The sequence below is a fragment of the Janthinobacterium rivuli genome (genome assembly GCF_029690045.1).
GTDB classification, from domain to species: domain Bacteria; phylum Pseudomonadota; class Gammaproteobacteria; order Burkholderiales; family Burkholderiaceae_D; genus Janthinobacterium; species Janthinobacterium rivuli.
Map to the genome: position 1 here is coordinate 1,905,077 of NZ_CP121464.1, position 26,993 is coordinate 1,932,069.

General features: G+C 63.1%; 28 protein-coding genes. 21 read left to right on the forward strand and 7 right to left on the reverse strand.

What is annotated here, in order from left to right:
• The first annotated feature begins 39 nt into the window (after positions 1 to 39).
• On the forward strand, positions 40 to 1,074 hold the full coding sequence (locus tag P9875_RS08630) for a TIGR03790 family protein (RefSeq protein WP_278318128.1): 1,035 nt from the start codon (positions 40 to 42) through the stop codon (positions 1,072 to 1,074).
• A gap of 66 nt (positions 1,075 to 1,140) precedes the next feature.
• On the opposite strand, the gene P9875_RS08635 is transcribed toward P9875_RS08630, so the two are convergent.
• Positions 1,141 to 1,863 (reverse strand): PEP-CTERM sorting domain-containing protein, encoded by a 723-nt coding sequence (locus P9875_RS08635; RefSeq protein ID WP_278318129.1) that lies wholly within the window; start codon positions 1,861 to 1,863, stop codon positions 1,141 to 1,143.
• A 415-nt stretch (positions 1,864 to 2,278) separates the two neighbouring features.
• On the opposite strand from P9875_RS08635, the gene P9875_RS08640 reads away from it, so the two are divergent.
• From P9875_RS08640 to P9875_RS08655, 4 genes are all read left to right on the forward strand, one after another.
• Positions 2,279 to 5,293, forward strand: coding sequence for an ExeM/NucH family extracellular endonuclease (locus P9875_RS08640; protein WP_278318130.1), 3,015 nt, complete (start codon positions 2,279 to 2,281; stop codon positions 5,291 to 5,293).
• Positions 5,294 to 5,303: 10 nt separating this feature from the next.
• Entirely contained in the window at positions 5,304 to 5,942 is a 639-nt protein-coding gene (locus tag P9875_RS08645; protein WP_278318131.1) for an NF038129 family PEP-CTERM protein, read from the forward strand.
• A 137-nt stretch (positions 5,943 to 6,079) separates the two neighbouring features.
• A complete protein-coding gene (locus tag P9875_RS08650) occupies positions 6,080 to 6,802 on the forward strand; it encodes a winged helix-turn-helix domain-containing protein (protein WP_278318132.1) in 723 nt (240 codons plus the stop codon).
• Positions 6,802 to 7,476, forward strand: a complete 675-nt coding sequence (locus P9875_RS08655; RefSeq protein ID WP_035828814.1) for a LuxR C-terminal-related transcriptional regulator — start codon at positions 6,802 to 6,804, stop codon at positions 7,474 to 7,476. Before P9875_RS08650 ends, P9875_RS08655 begins: the two co-directional genes overlap by 1 nt.
• A gap of 6 nt (positions 7,477 to 7,482) precedes the next feature.
• Here the strand turns inward: P9875_RS08655 and P9875_RS08660 are convergent, their stop codons facing one another.
• On the reverse strand, positions 7,483 to 7,863 hold the full coding sequence (locus P9875_RS08660; protein WP_158300057.1) for a protease inhibitor I9 family protein: 381 nt from the start codon (positions 7,861 to 7,863) through the stop codon (positions 7,483 to 7,485).
• 265 nt (positions 7,864 to 8,128) lie between these two features.
• Between P9875_RS08660 and gspG the strand changes: the two genes are divergently transcribed.
• The 12 genes from gspG to P9875_RS08720 all read left to right on the forward strand — a co-directional run bounded on the left by gspG (position 8,129) and on the right by P9875_RS08720 (position 18,218).
• Entirely contained in the window at positions 8,129 to 8,572 is a 444-nt protein-coding gene (gene gspG / locus P9875_RS08665) for a type II secretion system major pseudopilin GspG (RefSeq protein WP_034751618.1), read from the forward strand.
• A 35-nt stretch (positions 8,573 to 8,607) separates the two neighbouring features.
• Positions 8,608 to 9,813, forward strand: a complete 1,206-nt coding sequence (locus tag P9875_RS08670) for a type II secretion system F family protein (protein ID WP_035825847.1) — start codon at positions 8,608 to 8,610, stop codon at positions 9,811 to 9,813.
• Positions 9,813 to 11,510 carry a GspE/PulE family protein gene (locus P9875_RS08675; RefSeq protein WP_278318803.1) on the forward strand — a complete coding sequence of 566 codons (1,698 nt, stop codon included), beginning with the start codon at positions 9,813 to 9,815 and terminating at the stop codon, positions 11,508 to 11,510. Before P9875_RS08670 ends, P9875_RS08675 begins: the two co-directional genes overlap by 1 nt.
• Positions 11,503 to 12,321 carry a hypothetical protein gene (locus P9875_RS08680; RefSeq protein WP_099401033.1) on the forward strand — a complete coding sequence of 273 codons (819 nt, stop codon included), beginning with the start codon at positions 11,503 to 11,505 and terminating at the stop codon, positions 12,319 to 12,321. The genes P9875_RS08675 and P9875_RS08680 overlap by 8 nt, the downstream gene beginning before the upstream one ends.
• Positions 12,318 to 12,866: a hypothetical protein gene (locus P9875_RS08685; protein ID WP_099401034.1), complete on the forward strand. Its 549-nt coding sequence runs from the start codon at positions 12,318 to 12,320 to the stop codon at positions 12,864 to 12,866. Before P9875_RS08680 ends, P9875_RS08685 begins: the two co-directional genes overlap by 4 nt.
• The gene (locus P9875_RS08690; protein WP_278318133.1) at positions 12,863 to 13,426 is read left to right on the forward strand and encodes a hypothetical protein; all 564 of its coding nucleotides are present in this window, start codon (positions 12,863 to 12,865) and stop codon (positions 13,424 to 13,426) included. Before P9875_RS08685 ends, P9875_RS08690 begins: the two co-directional genes overlap by 4 nt.
• Complete coding sequence (locus P9875_RS08695) at positions 13,423 to 13,950, forward strand: hypothetical protein (RefSeq protein WP_278318134.1); 528 nt, start codon at positions 13,423 to 13,425, stop codon at positions 13,948 to 13,950. Before P9875_RS08690 ends, P9875_RS08695 begins: the two co-directional genes overlap by 4 nt.
• Positions 13,950 to 15,980 (forward strand): secretin N-terminal domain-containing protein, encoded by a 2,031-nt coding sequence (locus P9875_RS08700; protein ID WP_278318804.1) that lies wholly within the window; start codon positions 13,950 to 13,952, stop codon positions 15,978 to 15,980. Before P9875_RS08695 ends, P9875_RS08700 begins: the two co-directional genes overlap by 1 nt.
• On the forward strand, positions 15,977 to 16,468 hold the full coding sequence (locus tag P9875_RS08705; RefSeq protein WP_278318135.1) for a type II secretion system protein: 492 nt from the start codon (positions 15,977 to 15,979) through the stop codon (positions 16,466 to 16,468). The genes P9875_RS08700 and P9875_RS08705 overlap by 4 nt, the downstream gene beginning before the upstream one ends.
• A 3-nt stretch (positions 16,469 to 16,471) precedes the next feature.
• A complete protein-coding gene (locus tag P9875_RS08710; RefSeq protein ID WP_278318136.1) occupies positions 16,472 to 16,864 on the forward strand; it encodes a type II secretion system protein in 393 nt (130 codons plus the stop codon).
• A 5-nt stretch (positions 16,865 to 16,869) separates the two neighbouring features.
• Entirely contained in the window at positions 16,870 to 17,502 is a 633-nt protein-coding gene (locus P9875_RS08715) for a type II secretion system protein (RefSeq protein ID WP_278318137.1), read from the forward strand.
• Positions 17,503 to 17,723: 221 nt separating this feature from the next.
• Positions 17,724 to 18,218, forward strand: a complete 495-nt coding sequence (locus P9875_RS08720; protein WP_035825867.1) for an FxDxF family PEP-CTERM protein — start codon at positions 17,724 to 17,726, stop codon at positions 18,216 to 18,218.
• 153 nt (positions 18,219 to 18,371) lie between these two features.
• On the opposite strand, the gene murJ is transcribed toward P9875_RS08720, so the two are convergent.
• Positions 18,372 to 19,919 (reverse strand): murein biosynthesis integral membrane protein MurJ, encoded by a 1,548-nt coding sequence (gene murJ, locus P9875_RS08725; protein WP_278318138.1) that lies wholly within the window; start codon positions 19,917 to 19,919, stop codon positions 18,372 to 18,374.
• A gap of 308 nt (positions 19,920 to 20,227) precedes the next feature.
• Here murJ and rpsT point away from each other — a divergent pair, with 308 nt between their 5' ends.
• The gene (gene rpsT / locus P9875_RS08730) at positions 20,228 to 20,494 is read left to right on the forward strand and encodes a 30S ribosomal protein S20 (RefSeq protein WP_010395935.1); all 267 of its coding nucleotides are present in this window, start codon (positions 20,228 to 20,230) and stop codon (positions 20,492 to 20,494) included.
• Between the two features lie 157 nt (positions 20,495 to 20,651).
• Here the strand turns inward: rpsT and P9875_RS08735 are convergent, their stop codons facing one another.
• The 3 genes from P9875_RS08735 to P9875_RS08745 form a co-directional block, all read right to left on the reverse strand.
• Positions 20,652 to 21,095 (reverse strand): DUF192 domain-containing protein, encoded by a 444-nt coding sequence (locus tag P9875_RS08735; RefSeq protein WP_035825877.1) that lies wholly within the window; start codon positions 21,093 to 21,095, stop codon positions 20,652 to 20,654.
• Positions 21,096 to 21,227: 132 nt separating this feature from the next.
• Positions 21,228 to 21,554 carry a hypothetical protein gene (locus tag P9875_RS08740; protein ID WP_278318139.1) on the reverse strand — a complete coding sequence of 109 codons (327 nt, stop codon included), beginning with the start codon at positions 21,552 to 21,554 and terminating at the stop codon, positions 21,228 to 21,230.
• A 107-nt stretch (positions 21,555 to 21,661) separates the two neighbouring features.
• Positions 21,662 to 22,225 (reverse strand): pseudouridine synthase, encoded by a 564-nt coding sequence (locus P9875_RS08745; RefSeq protein WP_035825881.1) that lies wholly within the window; start codon positions 22,223 to 22,225, stop codon positions 21,662 to 21,664.
• A 280-nt stretch (positions 22,226 to 22,505) separates the two neighbouring features.
• Between P9875_RS08745 and icd the strand changes: the two genes are divergently transcribed.
• Positions 22,506 to 23,759: an NADP-dependent isocitrate dehydrogenase gene (gene icd / locus P9875_RS08750; RefSeq protein ID WP_035825883.1), complete on the forward strand. Its 1,254-nt coding sequence runs from the start codon at positions 22,506 to 22,508 to the stop codon at positions 23,757 to 23,759.
• 89 nt (positions 23,760 to 23,848) lie between these two features.
• Here icd and cspE read toward each other — a convergent pair whose 3' ends face one another.
• Positions 23,849 to 24,052, reverse strand: coding sequence for a transcription antiterminator/RNA stability regulator CspE (gene cspE / locus P9875_RS08755; protein WP_010395943.1), 204 nt, complete (start codon positions 24,050 to 24,052; stop codon positions 23,849 to 23,851).
• Between the two features lie 321 nt (positions 24,053 to 24,373).
• Here cspE and clpS point away from each other — a divergent pair, with 321 nt between their 5' ends.
• Both clpS and clpA read left to right on the forward strand, forming a co-directional pair.
• On the forward strand, positions 24,374 to 24,676 hold the full coding sequence (gene clpS, locus P9875_RS08760; protein ID WP_034751577.1) for an ATP-dependent Clp protease adapter ClpS: 303 nt from the start codon (positions 24,374 to 24,376) through the stop codon (positions 24,674 to 24,676).
• Positions 24,673 to 26,973 carry an ATP-dependent Clp protease ATP-binding subunit ClpA gene (gene clpA, locus P9875_RS08765; protein WP_035825884.1) on the forward strand — a complete coding sequence of 767 codons (2,301 nt, stop codon included), beginning with the start codon at positions 24,673 to 24,675 and terminating at the stop codon, positions 26,971 to 26,973. The genes clpS and clpA overlap by 4 nt, the downstream gene beginning before the upstream one ends.
• The last annotated feature ends 20 nt before the right edge of the window (positions 26,974 to 26,993 follow it).

Genomic DNA, 26,993 nt, shown 5'->3' on the forward strand with positions numbered 1-26,993 from the left:
CGCCTGCCTCCGATCCCTCCCTTACCGGTGCACCGACCCTTGCGCAACTTCCTTTGTCTTTCGCTGGCGCTGGCCGCCGCCGCCCATGCCGAGCCTGTCGCACCTGTCCCACCTGCGGCCCCGCCCGGATTGCAGGCGTCGCAGCTGGCCATCGTCATCAACGACGCCGAACCGAACAGTATCGAAGTGGGCGAGTACTACCGCAAGGCGCACGGCATTCCGGCCGCCAATGTGGCGCACGTCAATATTCCCAACCGCCCCCGCAAGCTCAGCATCGACCAGTTCGCGCAGTTGAAGGAGCGCATCAATGCGCAGCTGAAACCCGAGATCCAGGCCGTGCTGATGGTGTGGAGCGCGCCATATGCCGTCGAATGCAATGCCATCACCTCGGCTTTTACCCTGGGTTATGACGCGGATCAATGCGCGAAAACGTGCGATCCCGGCAAGCCCAGCGCGTATTTCAACAGCGAAGCGGCGCAGCCCTACACGCAGCTGGGCTTGCGGCTGTCGATGCTGCTGCCCATCGATTTTGTGGAAGAGGCCAAGGCCGTGGTGGACCGCGGCGCCGTCAGCGGCTTTTCCGTGCCGGCCGCCAGCGCGTACTATCTGACCACCAGCGACGCGGCGCGCAACAGCCGGGCCGGTTTCTTTCCGCCCGCCGGCGTCGTGCGCCAGCGCAAGCTGACCGTCAAGAACCTCAAGGCGGACAGCCTGGAAGGGGCGCAAGACATCATGGTGTACCAGACGGGGCAGGCCAAGGTGGCCAAGCTGGAAACCCTGCGTTTCCTGCCTGGCGCCCTGGCCGACCATTTGACCTCGTTTGGCGGCGATTTGCAGGGCAGTAGCCAGATGAGCAGCCAGCGCTGGCTGGAGGCGGGCGCGACGGCCAGCTATGGCACCGTCAGCGAACCGTGCAGCTATTGGCAGAAGTTTCCCAATCCGACCGTCCTGCTGCGCCGCTACCTGTCCGGCAGCACGGCGCTGGAAGCGTACTGGGGCAGCGTGCTGTGGCCGGCCCAGGGCCTGTTCATCGGCGACCCGCTGGCCGCCCCGTATGCGGGCTTCCGGCGTTGATACCTGATTCTTTCAGGTAATAAAAAAGGCCCTTGCGGGCCTTTTTTTATGCTGCAATGTGCAACGTTATTTGCTCTTGCGGCGGCGCGCCAGGGCGACGAGGCCCAGTCCGGCCAGCAGCATGGCATAGGTTTCCGGTTCCGGCACGGCTGGGATTTCCGGTGTCACGGGGAGGATGCTGCCGCCCGTGAAGCCGCCACCCGAACCGCCGCCGCCGACACCGTTACTGCCTGTGGGCAATCCTTCGCCCAGCGACGAGGAAACGATCAGCGGCGCCTGGGTGTCGCCGCTGCGGCCCTGATACGAACGGCCCGGGCCACGGTAGCCGGCCGCGTCATCGAAGGGGCGGTTTTCTTCGGAAGCGACGAAGTCGCGCGTGGCAAAACGGAAGTCGCGGTCGCTGCTGGCGAGCGCCTTGCGCGGTTCGCCGGCATCGGCACCGGCAGGCAACTGGCGCGTGGCCAGGCGCTGATTGCTTTCGGCCGCGGGAGCCTTGCGGAATTCCTGGTCAGACGCGATGCCGTCAAATTCCGGCGTCTTGTTCGTGCCGTCGTTGGTGCGCGTGCCTGCGCCAATGAAGCCGTTGGACAGGCTGCAAGCGCTGTAGGTGCCATCGAGGTTGGCATCTTTCGTATTGCCATTCGCCGATTGCGTGCTGGCCTGGCAATTCTTTTCATTCTTTTGCGCAGGCGCGGCCGTTTGCGCCTGGACGCTGGCGCCGAACAGCATCAATGCTGCGGCCAGCAGCAAGGGACGGGAAGAGGCTGGCGTGAAAATTGGTGTTGGCATGATCGATCTCTCAAAAAGCATGGAAGGGTGCGCCGCTCGGCGCGTGTATCCACTGCGAATGTTGCCGCTCCCGTCCAGGCTACCGTTGCGAGCAAGGTGGGAGTGCGTTTCAAGGTCAGGCATGGATGGGGCCTGCACTACTGGGTCTGGTGATGCCGTTCAATTTATTGTCACGAACTAAACTTATTTGTTTGAATTATATCATATTGTGCGGCCGTGTAACGGCCGGGATTGCTTTGCAAGGCATGGCGTTGTTGAAAGGATACTGATGGCATGCGGCCGCCAGCCGTGCTCCTGGCTGCGCATTACTCCGTTCAGCTTAATGAAATGTCATCAACTCGTCATGCGGCCTGTTTAGTATGTACATTCGTATGTAAATCATAAGTTCGTTGTCATTTTACTGACCAGGAAAACCATGACTTCCCACCTTGCCGCCGTGTCCGTTTCACCCCTGTCCCTGGGCAAACCGCTGCGCCTGACGGTCATGGCCGCCGTGCTGGCCAGCCTGTCGCTGCCAGCCCTGGCCGCCTCCGACGTCGTCATCAGCCAGGTGTATGGCGGCGGCGGCAACACGGGGGCCGTGTACCGCAACGATTTCATCGAGCTGTTCAACCGTGGCGCCAGTCCCGTCAACCTGAGCAACTGGAGCGTGCAATACGCATCCGCCGCTGGCACGAGCTGGGCCGTGACGGCCTTGCCGGCTATCGATTTGCAAGCTGGCCAGTATTTGCTGGTTCAGCAAGCCAAGGGCACGGGCGGCACGCAAGACTTGCCCACGCCGGACGCCACGGGCAGCTTGCCCATGTCCGGCACGGCAGGCAAGGTATTGCTGAGCAATGGCAAGACGGCGCAAACGGGCGCCAGCCCCACGGGCGCGGCCGTCATCGACCTGGTCGGCTTCGGCACGGCCAACGGTTTTGAGGGCGCCGTGGCACAAGCCCCCTCGAATACCTTGTCTATCCTGCGCGCGAATGGCGGCTGCGGCGACACGGACGATAACAGCGTGGATTTTGCCACCGGCAGCGTGACGCCGCGCAATACGGCGTCAGCGCTGAATGTGTGCGGCGGCCCCGTCGTGCACCAGATCATTACCAGTTGCCCGGCCAGCCTGGCGCTGGCCGTGGGCAATGGCGGCAGCGCCGTGCTGCGCGCGTCCGACGTGGATGGCGTCGTGAATGCCGCCACCTTGAGTTCGTCCGCCGTGGCCGGCATCAGCCTGGCCAATTTCAGCGCGGCCGGCGTGGCGGGCGAGAGCGCCAGCGTGAACCTGCTGGTGGCCGCCGGCGTGCCGGTAGGCAATTATCCCGTCATCGTCAGCTTCAGTAATGACCAGCAGCAAAGCGCCAGCTGCAAGATCGATGTCGCCGTGCAAGGCCTGGCCGCTATCAGCCACACGATTCCGCAAATCCAGGGCAGCGCTGCCAGCAGCCCCTACGCCAACTCCGTGCAAACGACGGAAGGCGTGGTGACCCTGAAGGTGGGCACGGGCTTCTTCATGCAGGACGCGGCCGGTGATGGCGACCCATCGACGTCGGACGGTATCTTCGTGTACACGGGCGCGACGGCCACCACCGTGCAGCCGGGCGAGCTGGTGCGCGTGACGGGCACGGTGGTCGAATACACGCCCTCGGGCGCGAAAAACTCCTATACGGAATTCAAGGATGTGACGGCCATCCTCGTGCAAAGCGCGGGCCACAGCATCGTGCCGGCGAATGTGATGCTGCCGAACGAAAACCTGGCCGCCGTGGAAGGCATGCTGGTGCGCTTTGCGCAACCGTTGACCGTGTCGCAAAACGCCTATCTGGGCGCGCGCGGCGAGCTGAGCTTGTCGGCGGGACGGCGCGAAGTGCCGACCAACCGTTATCCGGCTGGCTCCGCCGAGGCGCAAGCCTTGATCGCCGCCAATGCAAACAACCTGATCGTGCTCGATGATGGCATTTTCGTGGCGCCGGCGACGATACCGTACATTGGCCAGGACAATACCGTGCGCAGCGGCGATACGCTGGCCGACTTGACGGGCGTGGTGGATTTCGGCGCCATCGGCGGTGGCGGCGCCGCCTACAAGTTGCAGCCGACGCAAACGCCGCAATTCTCGCGCGACAATCCGCGCACGGGTAGCCCGGAACTGCCATCTGGCAACGTCAAGGTGGCCAGCGCGAATGTGCTCAATTTCTTTACGACCTTTACGAATGGCAACAATATCTTTGGGCAAACGGGGCAGGGCTGTACCGTCGGCACTTCGACCACCAAGAGCAATTGCCGCGGCGCCGACAACCTGGCCGAGTTCGAGCGTCAGCGCGACAAGATCATCGCCGAACTGAAAGCCATCGATGCGGATGTGGTGGGTTTGATGGAAATCCAGAACAATGGCGAAATCGCCGTTACTTACCTGGTCGAACAGTTGAACGCTGCCATCGGCGGCGTCACGTATGCCGTCGTGCCGAAACCGGCCGCCACGGGCACGGACGCCATCCGCGTGGCGATGATCTACAAGCCAGGCAAGCTGGGCCTGGTGGGCGGCGCCTTGTCGGACGCCAACGCCATCAACAACCGCCCGCCGATGGCGCAAACTTTCCTTGCAAGCAATGGCGAGAAATTCTCGCTGATCGTCAACCACCTGAAATCGAAGGGCAGCTGCCCGTCGAGCGGGCTGGATGCGGACCAGAACGATAGCCAGAGTTGCTGGAACGCCACCCGCGTGCAGCAAGCCCAGCGCCTGGTCGGCAGCTTCGTGCCGCAGGTGGCGGCCGCTGCCGGCGACGCGGACGTGCTGGTCATCGGCGACTTGAATTCGTATGGCGCGGAAGACCCGATCCAGGCCATCACGGGCGCCGGCTTCGTCAATGAACTCGAGCGTTTCGTGCGGCCGTCCGGCATGCCGTACTCGTATGTATTCGGCGGCCAGAGCGGCTACCTCGACCATGCGCTGGCCAGCGCCTCGCTGAGCCCGCAAGTGGCCGGCGTGGCCGAATGGCATGTGAATGCGGACGAGCCGGAAGTGATCGACTACAACATCGATTCGGCCAAGCCGCAAGACTTGTACAACGGCTTGCCCTACCGCGCTTCGGACCACGACCCCGTCGTCATCAGCCTGGACCTGCAGCCTGCCTACCGCGACATCACGGCCGGCGTGGCGCAAGCGAGCTCGGGCCTGAGCTACAACCGCGCGACGCAAAAATACACGGGCACGTTCTCGTTCACCAATACGGGCACGAGCACGCTCAACGGCCCGTTCCAGGTGGTGTTTGGCGGCTTGCCGGCCAGCGTGACCCTGGCCAATGCCACGGGTAGCCATGCGGGCGCCGCCTACGTCACAGTCAACGCGGCCAGCCTGGCGCCGGGCGCGACGGCCTCGTTTGCCGTCAGTTTCAGCAATCCGTCGAAAGTGACGATCCATTATTCCGCCAGCATTTTCGCCGGCAACTTCTAAGGACCCCATCATGTTGACAACGACACTTAATCTGACTCTGCGCCGCGCCGTGCTGGCGGCCGTGCTGGCCGCCAGCTCCAGCGTGGTACTGGCGGACCCGCTCGGCTACCGCGTGGAAATCGACACGAGCCAGTTTTCGGGCGCCGGCTTCCTCGACTTCGCCTTTATCGCCGGTAACAGCCCCGTGCCCGGCGCCAGCGCCGTGCTGAGCAATTTTTCGGGCGCGTTCGGCGCGCTCGAATCGCTGGAAGGCAACGTCAGCGGCAGCGTGCCCGGCACCTTGACCTTTAGTAACAGCGGCGCCTACAACGACTGGTTTCACAACGTGACCCTGGGTGGCAAGTTCGGTTTCAACGTCGTCTTTGGCGGCGACTTCCTGAGCACGGCCGGCAACGCGGGAACGACGTTTGGCGTAGGCTTGCTCGACTACACCGGCACCACTTACCTGGGCAATGCGAATGGCAACCTCGTGCAATTTGAACTGACGCCGCTGAACGGCGGCTTGCCCGCCAGCATTACGGGCAGCACTTACGCCAGCATCGCGACGATCTCGGCCGTGCCGGAAGCGTCGGAATGGATGATGCTGACGGGCGGCCTGGCGCTGATCGGTTTTGCCCTGCGCCGCCGCCAAGCTGTCACACGCGCCTAGTCTATTTATTCGCAATAGCTATAAATCAGGAAACTAAATTGTATTGGCCACTGTTTTACGCTTGATGCATAGTCAAAAACTTGTCGGGCAGTCTAGTTTTTCATGGACTGCCGCCAACTTTTTTGGGAGATGCATCGATGCCTGGCCATATCCTGGTGCTGGACCCTGCGCCCGCCATGCAAGCGCTGCTGGCGCATAACCTGGCGGGGGCCGGTTACCGGGTCAGCTGCGCCGTGGATGCGCGCGGCGCGCTGGCGCTGCTGGCGGCTGACCCGCCCGACGTGCTGTTGCTGGAATGGGATCTGCCGGATGCATCTGGCATCGCGCTGCTGCGCCAGCTGCGCCAGGATGGCGTGCTGTGCGACTTGCCCATCATCATGGTCAGCGCCCGCGACAGCGAGCAAGACAAGGTGCTGGCGCTGGACAGCGGCGCCGACGATTATCTGTGCAAACCTGTCGGTCCCCGTGAAATGCTGGCCCGCGTGCACGCGCTGCTGCGCCGCCGCGCGCCAGCGGTCTTGCGCGCAGGCGCAGGCACGGCCGGGGCCATCGCCTTGCGCCTCGATCCGCACACCCGGCGCGTGACGGCCGGCAAGGTGCCAGTCAGCCTGGGCCGCGTGGAATTCAAGCTGCTGCATTTCCTCATGGACCATCCGGGCAGGGTGCATAGCCGCGCGCAGCTGCTGGACCAGGTGTGGGGCCATGCGGCCTATCTCGACGAGCGTACGGTCGACGCCCACGTGGGACGCTTGCGCCACGCCTTGCAGCCGGGCGGCTGCGGCCACCGCATCGAAACCGTGCGCGGCAGCGGTTACCGCTATCTGGCGCTGGATGCCCTTGACACCGCCGTGTGCGCCTGATGCTGCTGACGGGGCGGGAACAGGAATACTTGCTGCACGCCATACTCGGCGCGCATGGCATCGCCGTGCCCGGCGATTTTTTCCTGTGGAGCCAGGGGCCGCTGCAGGCGCTGCTGCCGCATGCCGTGCTCGTTTGTGCGCAACTGGGCGCAGATGGCGGCGTGGTGCGCAGCGCGGCCTGGCATAGCGCGGTGCTCACCGAGGCCGAGGTGCTGGCGCTGAGCGACCCGCGCCAAGGGCAGGTTGCACGACTGGCGCAAGCGTGGCGCGCAGGCGGGCGGCGCGTGGCCATCCTCGATGGCGTGTTGGTGCATGGCAGCGCGGCGGCGGGCGGCGGCAGTTTTTTTGCCTTGTTTGGCGTGCCCCGGACCGATCCGGCGCGCCAGGCCTATGTGCTGGAATTGCTGCTGCCCTGCATGCACCTGCATTGGCTGGCGCTGCCGGACGGCGCGCAGGCAGCACTCGCCGGCGTGGCGCGCGCGGCCAGTGCGCGCGAGCTGGAAGTGCTGCACTGGGTCAGCATCGGCAAGAGCAATGAAGAGGTGGGGCAAATTCTCGGCATCAGCGGCGGGACCGTGAAAAGCCACTTGCAGCGCATCTACAAATTATTGGGCGTGAGCAACCGCACGCAAGCCGTGTCGCGCGGCATCTCGCTGCGCTTGCTGGCCGCCTGAAGCCGCTTAGCGCTGGGGCCGGGGTGTGGCGGTCTGGTGCGTGCCGCCACCGTTGAACTGATCCTCGGTGCCGGGCGCGACGCGCGCCACGAGCGGGCTGGCGCGCAGGCGCGTGACTTCGTCCGGCGTCAGCAGGGCGGCAAAGCCGTTCAGCGCGGCCGTGTAATGATATTGCACCGTGGCATCGGGCACCAGCGCCAGCACGGCACGCCGGCCACTTTCCCGCTGCGCCTCCCGCTGGGCTTCCCTTTGTCCTGCATCAGACGGCGGGGGCAGTTGCAGGCTCAGTTCAACAATATATGGCTGTCGCTGCGGCGCCGCCGACGCGCCGGCAGGCAGCACGCTGGCAGCGGCCAGGATGGCAAGGCTCAAGCGGATTGCAGACATGCAAGCTCCTTCGGCAGGTGGCGGCATGGCCGCTCATGCGCCGATTGTACCCCTGCCGCATGGCGGCTGGCGCGCGACTTGCGTTAGTGCAAATCAGATGGTTTCCCCTGGAATTTTGTTGTTTTCAGTACAAAGAAAAGATTGTATTAACCATAAGCGGCATGGTAGCCTGCTAGGCATCAGGCAGGCGCGCGCCGTCTGTGCGCGGCCACTAGCGGCGCACATGGCGGCAATGTATTGAAGGTAGGCAAGAAGGAGTTACCGGATGCATGCAGCACACAGGCAGAACCTTGCGGCAACGCGCCATGCGCGCGGCTTTACCTTGCTCGAATTGCTGGTCGTCATCGTCATCATCGGCTTGCTGGCGGCCTATGTCGGCCCCAAATATTTCGCCCAATTGGGCAAATCCGAAGTGACGGTGGCCAAGGCGCAGATCGAGGCGTTTGAAAAATCGCTCGATACCTACCGCCTCGACGTGGGGCGCTACCCGACCACGGAAGAAGGCCTGGCCGCGCTGCTGGTCGCGCCGCCCGCCGCCGGTACACGCTGGAATGGACCCTACCTGAAAAAGGCCGTGCCGCTCGACCCGTGGGGCCATGCCTATCAATACCGCGCGCCCGGCAGCAAGGGCGAATATGACATCGTCTCGATGGGCAAGGATGGCCAGCCGGGCGGCAGCGGCGAGAACGCCGACATCAGCTCGCAATAACGCCAGCGCATTCTTTTTCCTACGGATAAGCCATCATGCAGTTCGAAGTACGCGCGCTTTCCACGGACCAGGCCGTAACTATCTTGCAGACGTGCGTGATCGACGGCCGCGACGAAGCCGACGCGCGCCGCCAGGCCGAGGCGCGCGGCCTGTTCGTCAGCGCCATCCGCCCGCTGCGGGCGACGCCGTTCAGCGCGGCCGGCCGCCAGCGCGCGCGGGCCTTGCCCCTGCTGCTGTTCAGCCAGGAATTGCTGGCGCTGCTGAACGCGGGCCTGGGCATCGTCGAAGGGCTGGAAGCCTTGCTGGAAAAGGAAGCGTCGCCGGCCACGCGCAGCGTGCTCACGCGCCTGCTGGAAGGCTTGCGCGAAGGCAAGCGCTTTTCCGCCGTGCTGGCAGAACAAGCGGAACTGTTTCCGCCCTTGTACATCGGCATCGTCAAGGCGGCAGAGGGCACGAGCGACTTGCCGCGCGCCTTGTCGCGCTACATCGACTACCAGCAGCGCATCGATACGGTGCGCAGTAAAATCGTCAGCGCCGCCATTTATCCCGCCATCCTGCTGGCCGTGGGCGGCGGCGTCAGCGCCTTCCTGATCAGCTATGTCGTGCCCCGTTTCGCCGAGGTCTACCAGGGCGCCGGGCGCAACTTGCCGTGGATGTCGCAAGTGATGCTCAGCTGGGGCCAGTTCGTCACCGAACACGGCGTGCTGCTGTTGCTCGGGCTGGCGCTGGCCGGCAGCGTCGTGTTCACTGCCGTGCGGCGCGTGCTGCGCCATGGCGGCGTGGCGCGCCTGCTGGCGAAGCTGCCCGGCATCGGCGAGCGCGTGCGCATCTATGAACTGTCGCGCTTGTACCTGACACTGGGCATGCTGGCCGAAGGCGGCATCACCATCGTGCAGGCGATCGCCACCGTGCAGGCGATGGTGTCGCCGGGCATGCAGGCGTCGTTGCAGCAGGCGCGCGGCGCCATCGAGGCGGGCCAGCCCCTGTCGTCGGCCTTTGAGCAGCATCGACTGACGACGCCGATTTCCCTGCGCATGCTGCGCGTGGGCGAGCGCACGGGCGACATGGGCCCCATGCTGACACAGTCTGCCGCCTTTTACGATGGCGAAATCAGCCGCTGGATCGACCGTTTTACGCGCACGTTCGAGCCGCTGCTGATGGCCGCCATCGGCCTGGTCGTGGGCGCCATCGTGATCCTGCTGTACATGCCCATCTTTGACCTTGCCGGCGATATTTCATGATGCAAACCGAAACCACCGTCGCCAGCGTGGCCATCGATCCTGCGCTGCTGCAGCGCGCGCGCATCCTGAGCCGGCAATCGAAGCGTAGCCTGGTCGAGGAATTGCAGCAGCTGAGCGGCATCGAGGCGCGCGCCGTGGTGCGCGCACTGGCGCGTCCGTTCGGCCTGGACGTGCTGGAAACGGCCGACATGCTGGCGCTGTCTCCCGCCTTCGACGTGCTGCCCCTGTCGCAGGCGCTGGCGCGCCACAGCGTGCTGCTGCGCGCCGCCGATGGCCAGCTGGTGGGCGTGATCGCCGACCCTTTCGACCTTGACCTGCAAACCTGGCTGAATGCGCGCGCGGGGCAGGGCGCCTTGACCGTGCGCCTGGCGCTGCAGGCCGACATCGGCGCCTATTTGTCGAAGCAGGAAGAATCGGCGCGCGCCGTCGACAGCCTGCTGCCCGGCGCCGCCACGGACGCGCGGCGCGACGGCAAGACGGCGGCCGTGCTGTCGTTTGCCAGCGTGTCGGAAGCGGCCAGCCCCGCCGTCAAGCTGGTCAACTCGACCCTGTATGACGCGCTCAAAGCAGGCGCCTCGGACATCCACCTGGAAAGCACGGCAGGCGGCCTGGCCGTCAAGTACCGGGTCGACGGCGTGCTCGATCATGCCACGTCCGTCAACGGCATCGAAGTGGCCGAACACATCATCTCGCGCTTGAAAGTATTGGCCGAACTCGATATCGCCGAGCGCCGCGTGCCGCAGGACGGCAGCTTCCGCGTCGAATCGGGCGGACGCGAAATCGACTTGCGCGTCTCCATCATGCCCAGCATCCATGGCGAAGATGCCGTCATTCGTATCCTCGACAAGCGCGCCATGATCGAGGCCTACGGCGCCCTGACCCTGGAAGCGCTGGGTTTTGATGCGCCTTCGCTGGAAGCCTTGCGCGCGCTGGCGCAGGAAGCCTACGGCATGCTGCTCGTCACCGGTCCCACGGGTTCGGGCAAGACGACGACCCTGTACGCGGCGCTGACGGAAATCCATAACGGGCGCGAAAAGATCATCACCATCGAAGACCCCGTCGAATACCAGCTGCCCGGCATTTTGCAAATCCCCGTCAATGAAAAGAAGGGGCTGACCTTTGCCAAGGGCTTGCGCTCGATCCTGCGGCATGACCCGGACAAAATCATGGTGGGCGAGATCCGCGACCGTGAAACGGCGGAAATCGCCGTGCAATCGGCCCTCACGGGCCATTTGGTGCTGACCACCGTGCATGCGAATAATGTCTTCGACGTGTTCGGCCGTTTTACGCACATGGGCATCGACCCGTATGCGTTTGTTTCGGCCCTGAACGGCATCTGGGCGCAGCGCCTGATCCGCACCAACTGCCCCCATTGCGCCACCGATTACACGCCCGACGATGCGGAACTGGCCAGCGTGGGCCTGGCGCGCGCCGACGTTACGCAGTATCAATTCAAGCAGGGCAAGGGCTGTGGCGACTGCCGCGGCACGGGCTACAAGGGGCGCCGCTCGATCGCCGAAATCCTCGTGCTGACCGATGAAATCCGCGAACTGATCGTCGATAAAAAACCGATCCGCCAGATCAAGGCGGCCGCGTATGCGAACGGCACGCGCAGCCTGCGCCTGGCGGCGCTGGAACTGGTCAAGTGGGGCGCCACCACCATCACGGAAATCAAGAGGGTCACCCTGCATGCGTAGAGGTTTTGGACAAGCCCTGCGCCTGGGCGTGGCGGCGGGCAAGGTGAGCCTGTGGCGCAGCAGCCGCTGGCGCGCACCTGCCTGGACGCCGCTGGGCGAAGCCGCGTATGCGCCGGACGATGCGCCTCATGGCGACTTTGCCGCCCTGGGCCAGGCGCTGGAACAGATTTTGCCAGTTGGCCAATACGCGCGCTGGCCCTTGTCCGTGGTGCTCGACGATGCGCTGGCGCGCCTGTGGCAGGTGGACATGCCGCAAGGCGCCGCGCGCCTGGCCGACATCGAGGCGGCCGCCGCGCTGCGCTTTCAGTCGCTGTATGGCGATGCACCGGGTCTGTGGCGCAGCAGCGGCGCCTGGGATGCGCGCGCGCCGTTTTTCTGCGCCGTGCCGCGCGCACTGCTGGCGCAGCTGACCCGCGTGGCGGCCGAACGCAAGCTGGCATTGATCTTTATCACGCCGCAATTCGCGCGCCACTGGAACCGCTGGCACGGCGCGCTGAAGCCGGGCGCCTGGTTTGGCCAGCTGCAGGAGCACGTCCTGACCTTGGGCGTGCGGCACGAGGGCCGTCTGCGCGCCGTGCGCGCGCTGCCCGTGCCGCCTGGCGCTGGCAGGGACTGGCTGGCGCAGACCCTGGCGCGCGAGGCGCTGCTGCAAGGCGTGCCCGCGCCGGTGCTGCTGCAGTTGTGCGGCGCGCCGCCAGCGGGCTGGCTGGCGCCGGCGCAAGCGTTCCACTGCCAGGTTTTCTCCACGCCGGACGGGGATGGCGTTTTGTCGCCGGCGGCCCGGCTGGCGCATAGCGGAGGTGTGGCATGACGCGCCTCGATATCGATTTTGCGCCGCCCAACTGGCGCCGCAGCCTGCACCGCGTACCCGTCTGGGCGTGGTGCATCGGTGCGCTGGGCGTGGCGCTGGCCGTCACGGCCGCCTACAGCGGCAGCGCCGCGCTGCAGCGCCAGCAGGCAAGCGAGGCGCAGTTGCAGCGCGCGCAGCAGCGCGTGCTGGCCGCCACGCAGGGGGCGGTGAGCGCACCGCAAACACCGATCGCGCCGGCGCAGGCGGCAGCCGTGAATGCGGCCATCCTGCAATTGAATCTGCCATGGCGCGACCTGCAGGATGCGCTGGCCAGCGCCACGCCGCCCGCCATCGCGCTGCTGGCGCTGGAGCCGGATGCGCGCAAGCGCGTGCTGAAGATCACGGCCGAGACGACCAATAGCGACGCCATGGTGGCCTACATCGCGCAACTGAAGCAGCAGGAGCTGTTCGGCACGCGCGTGCAGCTGCTGCGCCATGAAATTAACGCGCTCGATCCGAACAAACCCCTGCGCTTCCAGCTCGAAGCGCGCTGGGGCACGCCATGATGGCCATCGACCTCGCAATCGTGCGCCTGCGCGCGCAACTGCTGCTGCGCCGCCTGGGCGCGCCCGCCTGCCTGGCCGTGGCCCTGCTCGCGCTGGGCGTGGCAGCCTGGGCGTGGGCCTGGCAGCAGCGCGCCGTGGCGGCGCAACTGGAAGCGCGGCCCTTGCCGCGGCCAGTGCTGGCCGTCGCCATCGCGGCGCCGCCGGCGACGGCCAGCGAGAACCTGGCGCGCTTTTATGCCGCCCTGGGACAGCAGCGCCACGCGGAGCAGCAAGTCAAGCAGCTGTTCGACCTGGCCGCGAAAAATGGCTTGCTGCTGGCGCAGGGCGAATACAAGAGTGGCTACGACAAGGCCAGCAGGGTCGCGACATACCAGGTGAGCTTGCCGCTGAAAGGCAGTTATGCGGCCGTGTCGCAATTCGCGTTGCAAGCGCTGCGCGCCGTCCCCTTTGCTTCGCTCGACGAACTGAGTTTTCGCCGCGAGCAGATCGCCGATACGCAACTCGAAGCGCGCTTGCGCCTGACTTTTTATTTAGCTGACAGCGCGGGAGAAGCTCCTTGACCCCGCGCCATCGTCTCATGCTGGCCGGCGTGCTGGGTGCGGGCGCCTTGCTGCTGTTCGGCGAGCGCCAGCCCGTGGCCGAGGTGGCCGAGGCGGTCGAGCGGGCCGTCGCGCCCGCGCGCCATGCGGCCGCCAGGGCGCCGGCCGCGCAGCCGGCCATCCTGGCCCTGCTGCCGCGCAGCGAAGTGGCGGGCGAGGAGGGCGAGACCTTTGGCGGCGCCGGCGCTGGCGCTGTTTTTCAGAGCCAGAACTGGAATCCGCCGCCGCCGAAAATGGCAGCCGTCGCGCCACCGCCGCCACCGCCGCCGATGGCGCCGCCGCTGCCCTTCGTCTACCTGGGCAAGGCGGCCGCCGATGGCGCCTGGGAAGTCTTTTTGTCGCGCGCCGACAAGACGTATATCGTGCGCGCCCATACCGTCATCGATGGCGCCTACAAGGTCGTGACGATCGCGCCGCCCGTCATGACGCTCACTTATCTGCCGTTGAACCAGGTTCAGCAGCTCAACATTGGAGTTTCCGAGTGATGCCTCGTTCCTTTTCATCGGCGCTGCTGCCGGTAATGCTGGTGCTGCTGTCCGGCTGCGCTGGGCAGCAAGCCTACCGCGACGGGCGCGAGCTGATTGCGCAAGATCAGGTGCCGGCCGGCCTGCAAAAGCTGCAGGAAGCGCTGCGGCAGGATCCCGGCAACGCACAATACCGCAGCGCGTACCTGCAGGCGCGCGAACGGGCAACCGGCAGCCGCTTGCAGCAGGCCGAGCGCCAGGCGCAGGCGGGGCAGGGCGAGCTGGCGCGTGCTTCCTTCATGAGTGTGCTGGAAATCGATGCGCAGAACGAGCGCGCCAACAGCGGCTTGCGCGCGCTCGAGCGCGCGCAGCGCCAGGGGAAATTGCTGGCCGACGCACGCACGGCGTTTGATGCAAAACAATACGACCCCGCGCGCCAGCGCCTGAACGCCATCCTGACGGAGCAGCCGAACCATGCGGGCGCGCGTGCGCTGCTGCGCGAGGTCGATGAAAAGACGGCGCCGCCCGTCGTTGAATCGGGCCTGGCCAAGTCGTACAAGCAGCCGATCACCATCGAGTTTCGCGACGCGCCCTTGAAACAGGTGTTCGAGCTGATCGCGCGCCGTTCCGGCCTCAATTTCGTCTTCGACAAGGACGTCAAGGCGGATGCGAAAACGTCGATCTTCCTGAAAAACAGCACGGTGGAATCGGCCGTCTACTTCCTGCTGGTGACGAACCAGCTGGAACAGCAGGTGATGGATGCGAACACGATTCTGATTTACCCGAACGTGGCGGCAAAATTGAAGGAGTACCAGGAAGTGCTGGTAAAGACCTTCTTCCTGGCGAACGCGGATGCCAAACAGGTGGCCAACACGCTCAAGACCATTTTGAAGACGCGCGACGTGGTGGCCGATGAAAAACTCAATCTCGTCATCGTGCGCGACACGCCCGAGGCGATCCGCCTGGCCGAGCGCCTGATCGCGCTGCAGGACGTGCCGGAGGCGGAGGTCGTGCTGGAACTGGAAATCCTCGAAGTCAAGCGCAGCCGCCTGATGGAGCTGGGCGTGGCCTGGCCATCGAGCCTGACCCTGACGCCGCTTTCCACCTCGGGCGGGATCGGGCTGACCATCAACGACCTGAATAATCTGAACCAGCGCACCATTGGCGTGAGCAACCTGGCCGTGACGGCAAACGCCAACAAGACGGATGGCGACGCGAACATTCTGGCCAACCCGCGCATCCGCGTGCGCAACCGTGAAAAGGCGAAATTCGTCATCGGCGACAGGGTACCCGTGGTGACCACCACCATTTCGCCGGGCACGGGCGGCTTCGCGTCCGAGTCGGTCAGCTACCTGGACGTGGGCCTGACGGTGAACGCCGAGCCGACCATCTATTTGAACAATGAAGTGGGCATCCGCATTTCGCTGGAAGTGAGCAACCTGGGGGCGGCCACCACCACCCGCAGTGGCTCGACCCTGTACCAGATTGGCACGCGTCAGGCGTCGACCATGCTGCAATTGAAGGATGGCGAAAACCAGGTACTGGCGGGCCTGATCAACAATGAAGAGCGCAGCTCGGGCAACAAGGTGCCGGGCCTGGGCGACATCCCCGTGCTGGGACGGCTGTTCGGCAGCAGCAAGGACGACAGCCAGAAGACGGAAATCGTGCTGTCGATCACGCCGCACCTGGTGCGCACGGTGCAGCGTCCGGAAGCGAAGGAGTCGGAGTTTTCCGCCGGTACGGAAGGCAGCTTCCGCCGCCGGCCCGACATGGCGGCCAAGGCGCCCACGCAGATGCCGGGCACGGTGATCGTGCGTTCCGGCCCGTCGGCCGTCGGCATGCAGCCGGCGCCGGCGCAGCCGATGATGGCGCCCGGCCAGGTGCCAGCGGCCTTGCCGCAGAGCGTGCCGGCGCCGGACGTGGCGCCGTCGCCCGAGCCGGCCGCCTCTCCCTTGCCGATACCGGCTGGCCAGCCCGTGCCGCTGCAGGCGGCGCCTTTGCCGTTCTCGTCCAGCCAGCCGGTGCCGGTGGCGCCGCCTCCCGCCAAATGAGACTGGCGCATGCGCAAGGCGGGCAAGGCGGCTTCACCCTGATCGAGCTGCTGGTGACCCTGGCCATCCTGGGCGTGCTGGCCACCCTGGTGATCCCCGTCACGCAGGTGACGGTGCAGCGGCGCCAGGAGCAGGAGCTGCGGCGCGCGCTGCGCGAGATCCGCCAGGGGCTCGATGCCTATAAACGGGCCGGCGACGAGGGCCGCGTCCTGCGCGCGCCCGACGTCAGCGGCTATCCGAAAAGCCTGGAACTGCTGGTCGAGGGCGTGCCGGACCAGCGCAACCCGAAGCGCAGCAAGCTGTTTTTCCTGCGCCGCGTGCCGCGCGACCCGTTCAATGGGGACGCGGGCCTGAGCGATGCGCAAACGTGGGGCAAGCGCAGCTACGCCAGCGAAGCGGCCGAACCGCGCGAGGGCGACGATGTCTACGATGTGTACTCGACTTCCAACAAGACCGGCCTGAACAACGTGCCTTACCGTCTATGGTGAACCATGCCTGCCCATGACCGCGCCGCCCGCACGCGCGGCTTTACCCTGATCGAGTTGCTGGTGGTGCTCGGCATCGTGGCGCTGCTGCTGACCCTGGCCGTGCCCCGCTATTTTCCCAGCCTGGACAAGGCGAAGGAAACCGTGCTGGCCGATAACTTGCGCAACCTGCGCGCGACCATCGACCAGTTCCACGGCGATACGGGCCGTTATCCCGATACGCTGGAGCAACTGGTGGAAAAGAAATACCTGCGCGCCATGCCCATCGACCCCATCACGGATAGCGACAGCAGCTGGCTCATCGTGCCGCCGCCCGACGACACGCCGGGCCAGGTATATGACGTGAAAAGCGGCGCGCCCGGCAAGGACCGCAGCGGCACGCCGTTCGCCGACTGGTAGCGGCCATGCAACGTCCTGCGCGCCGCCAGTGCGGTTTTACGTACCTGGGCCTGATCATCCTGGTGGCCATCCTGGGCCTCGTGGGGGCGGCCGGGTTGAAGATGGGCTCCCTGCTGCAGCGTCAGGCGGCCGAGCAGGAATTGCTCGACATCGGCGCGCAGTTTGTCGATGCGCTGCAGAGTTACGCGGGCGCCACGCCAGCGGGCCAGCCGCAGCAGCCGCCGACTCTGGCCGCCTTGCTGCGCGACCCCCGCTTTCCGCAAGTGCGCCGGCATTTGCGCAAGCTGTATGTGGACCCCATCACGGGACGTGCCGAGTGGGGCTTGCTGTATCAGCCCGGCAGCCAGGGCATCATCGGCGTGCATAGCCTGTCGTCGTCCGCGCCTTTGAAAGTGGGCAATTTTGACGCCCGCTTCACCGGTTTTGAAGGCAGGTCGCGCTTGTCCGAGTGGCAGTTTGTCGCTGGCGGGCCCGTGCCGCCGGCGGGACTGGCCCTGGTGCCGGCAGACGCCGCCGCTCCGCCTGCCTTGTTTCCACCGCCACAAGCTGTCGCGCCGGCGTCCGAACCGGTACCGGCCGAGGTGGTGGAGCCGGAGGAAGAGACCGGCGCAGAACAAGAAGCGCGCAATCTGCTTTAACCATAAGTCAACAACGAGTATCCAAGGGTAACTATTTTCACCTGGAAATTCATCTTGACTCATAACCATTTCATAGAGAAAATACTTTCAATAAATGAAATTTCGATAAAATAATTACAAGTAATTTAATGTCTTTATGCTACCATTCCGCTTGGTACTTTCAGTACTAAAGCGATGGCTGGCCCACTTGGCGGCCATAAATTACTTTTAAGGGATAATTTATGAAATTGAAATTTATCGCGGCAGGCATTCTGGCTGCAGCATCGTTCAGCGCATCGGCGGCCACCTACAATCTGGGTATCCTGGACCCGAGCGGCTTCGATACGCGGGCATCGATCACCACCAATTTCGCCGCCAATTCGGTGGTCGATGATTTGTGGACCTTCAAGCTGCTGACCCCATCGTCGACCTCGTTTGGCGCCTTGCAAACGTTTTCCGTTGCCGAAGGCGCGATCAGCAACTTCGCGGCCACACTGGTGGGTTATGGCGACCTGACCCTGACGTCGGTGGCCGGCATCCAGAGCCTGAGCTGGGCCGGTTCCCTGGCTGCGGGCAACTACGAGGTGCGTGTATCGGGCTTGAGTGGTTTGCAGAATGGCCAGTACGTGGGCACGGTCTCCGCCTTGCCCGTGCCGGAACCGGAAACCTATGGCATGCTGCTGGGCGGCCTGGCGCTGGTCGGCTTCGCGGCCCGCCGCGCCCGCAAAGCTGCCTGATTTTTATTGGTTAGAATGACAAAACCCGCCGAGGCGGGTTTTTTTGTTTCTTGTTACGTGTGCGATTACGACAACATGCGCAGGACTAGGCGCCAAGTCGAAGACAGTACGCTAGTACGGCGAGACGCAGGCAACAACGTCCTGCGCATGTTGTTACGCGTGGCGCTTGAAGTCGCGGAAGCGGAAGCCAACGAGGAACAAGGTGGCAAAGTACGCCACGCCGCACAGGGCCACCACCAGGGCCAGCGCGCCGGCCCGCAGCAACGGATGGGCTTGCATGGCGATCCAGTCGATGCGCATGGCGCCAGCATACGCCACGCCGCCCATCACGATGAGTGCCGGCAGCAGGCGCAGGAAGAACTTGGCCCAGCCCGGTTTCGGCTGGTAGATGCCGCGCTTGCGCAAGCCCCAGTAGAGAAAAGTGGCGTTCAGACAGGCGCCCAGGCCGATCGACAGGGCCAGGCCGGCCACGGCGATGTAGGGCACGAACAGCAGATTCATCAGCTGCGTGGCGATCAGCACGCCGATGGCGATTTTCACGGGCGTGCGGATGTCCTGGCGCGCATAGAACGCGGGCGCCAGGGTTTTTACCAAGATGATGCCGATCAGGCCCAGGCTGTAAGCCACCAGCGGTTGCGTCGACATGGTCACGGATTCGGCCGTGAACTTGCCGTAATGGAAGAGGGTGGCGATCAGCGGCGTGGCCAGGGTTGCCATGCCCACGGCGGCGGGCAGGGCCAGCAGGAAGGTCAAACGCAAGCCCCAGTCCAGCAGGGCCGAGTATTCCGTCTTGTCGCCATCCACGTTTGCCTTCGACAGGCTGGGCAGCAAGATGGTGCCCAGGGCCACGCCCAGCATGGCGGTGGGGAACTCCATCAGGCGGTCCGCGTACGACAGCCAGGAAATGCTGCCTTCGGCCAGGCGCGACGCGATGCTGGTGTTGATCATCAGGCTGATCTGCGCTGCCGAGACGGCGAACACGGCCGGTCCCATCTTTTTCAGCACGCGGCGCACGCCGCCGTCGGACAGGCCGATGGCGGGATTGATCGACAGGCGCGGCAGCATGCCGATCTTCATCAGCGCGGGAATCTGGATCGCCACTTGCAGCAGGCCGCCGGCGAACACGGCAATGGCCATGGCGTAGATCGGTTGCGCCAGATGGGGCGCGAGGAATAGCGAGGCGGCGATGAACGACAGGTTCAGCAGCACCGGCGTGAACGCGGGAATCTTGAATTCGCGCCAGGTGTTCAAGATACCGCCGGCCAGGGCCACGAAGGACATGCAAGTAATATAGGGGAACATCAAGCGCGTCATCCACACGGCCGCGTCAAAGGCGCCCGGATCCTTGGACAGGCCCGTGGCGATCGCGTAGACGAACCACGGCGCGCCGACGATGCCGATGGCGGACACGAGCAGGGTGGCCCAGACGAGGGTGGTGGCCACATGGTCGGCCAGTTGCTTGCTCGCTTCCTGGCCATGCTGGTTCTTGTATTCAGACAAGATCGGCACGAAGGCTTGCGAGAACGCGCCCTCGGCAAACAAGCGGCGCAACAGGTTGGGGATGCGGAAGGCAACAATGAAGGCGTCCGTGTAGGCGCCGGCGCCAAAGGCGCGCGCGAACAGGCTTTCGCGCAATAATCCGGTTACACGGGACAGCATGGTCATGCTGGAAATGGCGGCGAGGGTTTTAAGCAAGTTCATGGGGGCAGATTATAGCCGGGCGCGGTACTGGCAAACGCTTAAAATATGGTAACAAGCGGGTAACAAGCGCCGCCTATTCGCCCTTGCCAGGCCCATTTTCACGTGTTTTTGGCGTGACACACGGTTTTTTGATTTGCCCCCGCTTGAAAATATCGCTATAATCGAAGGCTGTACAGAATTCTGTTACGCAGACACTAATGTTTGACAGGCACTGGTTTGGCACACATGGTTCGGCAGACGCACAGAACGCACCGGTTGGCAAACACTAATGTTTGCAAACGCACTTTGACCCTGTTTTAGGAAATTCCATGGCAAATACCGCACAAGCGCGCAAACGCGCTCGTCAAGCAGTTAAGCAAAACGCACACAATTCGTCCCAACGTTCGACCTTGCGCACGGCTATCAAAGCTGCTCGCAAAGCGATCCAGGGCGGCGACAAGGCAGCTGCTGCTGCAATCTTCCAAGCATCCGTGTCGACCATCGACCGTATCGCTGACAAGAAGATCATCCACAAAAACAAGGCAGCTCGCCATAAGAGCCGTCTGGCAGCTGCTTTGAAAGCACTGTCCGCTTAATATTCGCCAGCAGGCAAGCCACCACGGTGGCCTTGCCTGTGCCGGTACGCCGGCACTGGTTGAAAAGCAAAAACCCGCAGATTCATTCTGGCGGGTTTTTTCGCGTTCTTTTTCGCGGTTTTTTGCGGCCGTGTCCGCAGCGGACAGCGGCCACCGCCTAGCGCGCGGCCGGCAAGTTGCCGATGCTCATGCCTGGCTTGATGTTCTTTTGCTTGAACCAGCCCAGATGCATTTCCAGCGCATAGCGCACGGGCACGGTCTTCGTCGAGCAATGGCTGTCGAGCGTGTGCGGCTGCATGTCTTCGATGTTGACGATCTTGCCGCCGGCATCGATAAAGGCCACGGACAGGGGTAGCGGCGTGTTTTTCATCCACATGCATTGCGTCGATGGATTGCCAAAGACGAACAGCATGCCCGCATTGGCCTCCATTTTTTCACGGTACATCAAACCCTGTTCGCGCTGCGCTTCCGTGGCGGCCACTTCCGCCTGGATCAAGTGCATGCCAGCCGACAGTTGCACGCTCTTTGTTTGCGCTTGGGCAATGCCGGCGCAGGCCAGCAGGGCGGTGGACAGGATCAGACGGCGTAGGGAATTTTTCATGGGGGCGTGACGGTGGCTGCGAAGCGGCGATTAAGCCATGCTGGCGGCTGCCTGGTCAAGCATGCTGCCTGTCCGCACCGAAAGCGTGGGGTTACAGCAACATGGCTGCTGCCGTAACCCCGGGAACTGCACTTACTTCACGGGCTTGCCAGCTTCAGCGGCCGGCTGCTTCGTCTTGCGCGCCTGGGGAATCAGGCGTGGCGCATCGGTTGCGGCCGAAGCCTTGGTTGATGCGCCGGAACGCGCCGCATCCGTCGCGGCCGAAGCGTTGACGGTGGCCGAGGCCGGCGGCACCGGCTTGACGGCGTCGGTGGCGGCCGACGCATGGCTGGCAGCCGAGGCGGGTGGCGGCTTGACGGCATCGGTCGCGGCGGAAGCGTGCACCTTGGCGCCCGATTGCGCCAGTGCGGCGCCAGCAAACAGGGTAGCGGCCAGGGCCAGGATTACTTTTGTCATCATCTTTCCTTTTCTGTCATGTTAAGGTTGGATGATTTTAATGCATTATCTAAAAATAAATAGTGCTTATTGGCAAAATTCGATGACGAGGCTGTTTTTTCTTGTCCCGCTCACGCTTTTCCTATGTTCTCGGCCGGCACTTCGCACCATTCGCCGGGCAGCAAGGGATGGCTGGCCAGCGAGAACGGGCCGATGGCGCTGCGCACCAGGCGCAGGGTGGGCAGGCCGACGGCCGCCGTCATGCGCCGCACTTGCCGGTTTTTTCCCTCTTTTAAAGTGATTGCCAGCCACGCGGTGGGCTTGTCGGCGCGCGCGCGGATGGGCGGATTGCGGGGCCACAGCCAGTCCGGCTCGGCGATGCGCACGGCCTTGCATGGCTTGGTGATGAAGTCGCCCAGGTCCAGCGGCGCCTGCAGGCGCGCCAGGCTGGCCGCGTCGGGCACGCCGTCCACCTGCACCAGGTAGGTTTTCGCTTCCTTGCGGTCCGGGTGGCTGATCTCGTGCTGCAGGCGGCCATCGTCCGTCAGCAGCAGCAAGCCTTCGCTGTCGGCGTCGAGCCGGCCGGCCGGGTAGATGCCGGGGATGGTGAGATGGTCGGCCAGGGTGGTGCGGCCATCCTGCGGCGAAAACTGGCACAGGACCTGGAATGGTTTATTGAAGAGGATGAGTGGCATGCTGGATAAATTGATGCAAACGATGGTGGCTGCTGGTCGGCGCCGCAAAAGCGTGGCGCCCTGTAAGATACTGGTGCATAATGTGAAACGTTAGTCTTATGTCTTATAGAAGACTATGGCGCTGCGGTTCTTTGGCGACGCGGATGGTCCGGGTGTTCTTTCCCTGCTAAAGTGCGTTGTTGCCGCCTTGTTCGGACTTGTTTTTGTAAACTCTGCAATCGCAGAGCGCGTCGCCGGCCTGTGTTGCCCGCCAGCGGTGTGTCCCACTTCGGAGATCACGATGTATCAACATATCACTGTACCTGCTGACGGCCAAAAAATCACCGTCAACGCCGATTTTTCGCTGAATGTACCAGATAATCCCATCGTTCCCTTCATTGAAGGCGATGGCACGGGCATCGATATCAGCCCGGTCATGATCAAGGTAATCGACGCTGCCGTGGCCAAGGCCTATGGCGGTGCGCGCAAGATCAGCTGGATGGAAATCTATGCGGGCGAAAAATCGACGAATGTGTACGGCCCCGACGTGTGGCTGCCGGAAGAAACCCTGCAGGTGCTCAAAGATTACGTCGTTTCCATCAAGGGCCCGCTGACGACACCCGTGGGCGGCGGCATCCGTTCGCTGAATGTGGCCCTGCGCCAGCAGCTCGATCTGTACGTCTGCCTGCGTCCCGTGCGCTACTTTACGGGTGTGCCCTCGCCCGTGAAAGAGCCGGAAAAGACGGATATGGTGATTTTCCGCGAAAACTCGGAAGATATCTATGCCGGCATCGAATACCAGCAAGGCTCGCCCGAAGCCAAGAAATTGATGGATTTCCTCGTCAATGAAATGGGCGTGACCAAGATCCGCTTCCCGGCCACGTCGGGCCTGGGCATCAAGCCCGTCTCCATCGAAGGCACGGAACGCCTGGTGCGCAAGGCCATCCAGTACGCGATCGACAATGACAAGCCATCCGTGACGATCGTGCACAAAGGCAACATCATGAAGTACACGGAAGGCGGCTTCCGCGACTGGGCGTATGCGCTGGCGCAAAAGGAATTCGGCGCCGAACTGATCGATGGTGGTCCATGGTGCAAGTTCAAGAATCCGAAGACGGGCCGCGACATCATCGTCAAGGATTCCATCGCTGACGCGTTCCTGCAACAGATTTTGCTGCGTCCAGCCGAATACAGCGTCATCGCCACCTTGAATTTGAACGGCGATTACATTTCCGACGCGCTGGCGGCGCAAGTGGGCGGCATCGGCATCGCGCCGGGCGCCAACCTGTCGGACTCCGTCGCCATGTTCGAAGCGACGCACGGCACGGCGCCGAAGTACGCGGGCAAGGATTATGTGAACCCCGGTTCCTTGATTTTGTCGGCGGAAATGATGCTGCGCCACATGGGCTGGCTGGAAGCGGCGGACTTGGTCATTTCCTCGATGCAAAAATCGATCGCCTCGAAGCGCGTCACCTATGACTTCGCCCGTCTGATGGAAGGCGCCACGCAAGTGTCGTGTTCGGGTTTTGGCGCCGTGATGATCGAGCACATGTAATAGAAGGGCAGGGTGTTGCGCACCCTGCGGGCAAAAAAAAACCCCGCTTCAAGGAAACGGGGTTTTTCACATCTGAGGGCCGGCGATGCTTAGGCTGCTTGGATGTTGGAAGCTTGCTTGCCTTTAGGGCCTTGCGTGACTTCGAATTGAACTTTTTGACCTTCTTTGAGGGTCTTGAAACCGTTCATGTTGATTGCGGAGAAATGAGCAAACAAATCTTCGCCGCCATCATCTGGAGTGATGAAGCCAAAACCTTTGGAATCATTGAACCACTTAACTGTACCTGTTGCCATAAAAAGAACTTTCAAAATTAAAACAAATCACACGAGCCATAAAAGCAAGAAGCTTCTTGCCCCCTCCTCGACGTCTCACTTCTTATCAAGCTGTACATTACTGCAACAGTCGATACAGCATTGTTGGCGGAATAAATAATGAAGTCAAGCGCTTTTCCATCGATATTGCCAAATTCTTCACGGCAACCAAAAAAGCAACTCTTGATTTTGACGGCAAGGTCGCCATCTGCGCACTATTAAGAAAACGCGTAAGATTGAAAACAATTGGAAAGGCGTAGATATTGCGCATGACAACCACTGTGAAAGCATTAGAATAAGCGTATGGCAACCAAGCACGACACAGAAACCCTGCTGGAGCGGCAAGTGCTGAAGCCGCCACCGCTCTACCAGGTAGCCTTGCTCAATGACGACTACACCCCGATGGAATTCGTGGTGGCCATCATTCAGGAGTATTTCAACAAGGACCGTGAAACGGCGACGCAAATCATGCTCAGTGTTCATCGCTACGGCAAAGGAGTGTGCGGCGTGTTCTCTAAAGATATAGCGTGTACCAAAGTGGAGTTCGTTTTAACGCATGCGCGCAAGGCGGGGCACCCCCTGCAGTGCGTGATGGAGGAAGTATGATTGCGCAGGAATTAGAAGTAAGTTTGCACATGGCGTTTGTCGAAGCTCGGCAGGCACGGCACGAATTCATCACGGTTGAGCATTTACTGCTGGCACTGCTGGACAATCCCTCCGCTGCCGAGGTGTTGCGTGCCTGCGCGGTCAATATAGAGGACCTGCGCAAGACCCTCACCAATTTCATCGGCGATAACACGCCGACCGTGCCTGGCACGGGCGAAGTCGACACCCAGCCGACGCTTGGTTTCCAGCGCGTGATCCAGCGTGCCATCATGCACGTCCAGTCCGCCTCGAATGGCAAGAAGGAAGTCACGGGCGCCAATGTGCTGGTGGCCATCTTCGGCGAAAAGGATTCGCATGCGGTCTACTACCTGCACCAGCAGGGCGTGACGCGCCTGGACGTGGTCAATTTCATTTCGCACGGCGTGCGCAAGGACCAGTCGACGGAAAGCGCGAAAGCCTCCGAAGGCGTGGAAGAAGCGCCTGTCGATGGCCAGCCGAAGGAAAGCCCGCTCGACCAGTTCACGCAAAACCTGAACAAGGCCGCTGCCGAAGGCAAGATCGACCCGCTGATCGGGCGCGAGGAAGAAGTCGACCGCGTGATCCAGATCCTGTGCCGCCGCCGCAAGAACAATCCGCTGCTGGTAGGCGAGGCGGGCGTGGGCAAGACGGCCATCGCCGAAGGCCTCGCTTACCGCATCACGCAAAGCGATGTGCCGGAAATCCTGCAGAATGCCGTCGTGTATTCGCTGGACATGGGCGCCTTGCTGGCCGGTACCAAATACCGCGGCGACTTCGAACAGCGCCTGAAGGCTGTGCTCAAGCAATTGAAGGACAATCCGAACGGCATCCTGTTCATCGACGAAATCCACACCATCATCGGTGCGGGTTCGGCGTCGGGCGGCACCCTGGACGCGTCCAACCTGCTGAAACCGGCACTGGCGAATGGTCAATTGAAATGCATCGGCGCGACCACGTACACGGAATTCCGCGGCGTGTTCGAGAAAGACCATGCGCTCTCCCGCCGCTTCCAGAAAGTGGACGTCAACGAGCCGACCGTCGAGCAAACCGTGCAAATCTTGCGCGGCCTCAAATCGCGCTTCGAAGAGCACCATGGCGTGAAATACTCGGCCTCGGCCCTGTCGACGGCGGCCGAACTGGCGGCGCGCTTCATCAACGACCGCCATCTGCCCGACAAGGCGATCGACGTCATCGATGAAGCAGGCGCGGCGCAGCGCATCCTGCCGAAGTCGAAGCAAAAGAAAACCATCGGCAAGGCCGAGATCGAGGACATCATTGCCAAGATCGCGCGCATTCCGCCGCAAACGGTCAACCAGGACGACCGCAGCAAGCTGCAGACGATCGACCGCGATTTGCGTAATGTTGTCTTCGGGCAAGATCCCGCCATCGACGCGCTGGCGTCGGCCATCAAGATGGCGCGTGCCGGTCTGGGCAAGACGGACAAGCCGATCGGTTCCTTCCTGTTCTCCGGTCCGACCGGCGTCGGCAAGACCGAAGTGGCGAAACAGCTGGCCTTCATCCTCGGTATCGAGCTGATCCGTTTCGACATGTCGGAATACATGGAACGGCACGCCGTCAGCCGTTTGATCGGCGCGCCACCGGGCTACGTTGGTTTCGACCAGGGCGGCTTGCTGACGGAAGCGATCACCAAGAAGCCGCATGCGGTCTTGCTGCTCGATGAAATTGAAAAAGCCCATCCGGACATTTTCAATATCTTGCTGCAAGTGATGGATCATGGCACCTTGACGGACAACAATGGCCGCAAAGCCGATTTCCGCAACGTGATCATCATCATGACGACCAATGCGGGCGCGGAAAGCTTGCAAAAGACGTCGATCGGCTTCACCAACTCGAAGCAGGCGGGCGACGAGATGGCCGACATCAAGCGCATGTTCACGCCGGAGTTCCGCAACCGTATCGACGCGACCATCAGCTTCCGCTCGCTGGACCAGGAAATCATCCTGCGCGTGGTCGACAAGTTCCTGATGCAGCTGGAAGAGCAGTTGCACGAGAAAAAGGTCGAAGCCGTGTTTACCGAAAAGCTGCGTGCTTTCCTCGGCAAGAAAGGTTTCGATCCGCTCATGGGTGCGCGTCCGATGGCACGTTTGATCCAGGACATGATCCGCAAGGCCCTGGCCGACGAACTGTTGTTTGGCCGCCTGGTCACCGGCGGACGGGTCACCGTCGACCTCGACGACAAGGACCAGGTCTTGCTGGAATTCCCGGAACCGCCAGACGCGGCGCCGACGGCTGCGCCGGAAACGGTGGAAGTCGAGTAATCGCCACCAGCGCCAGCCGC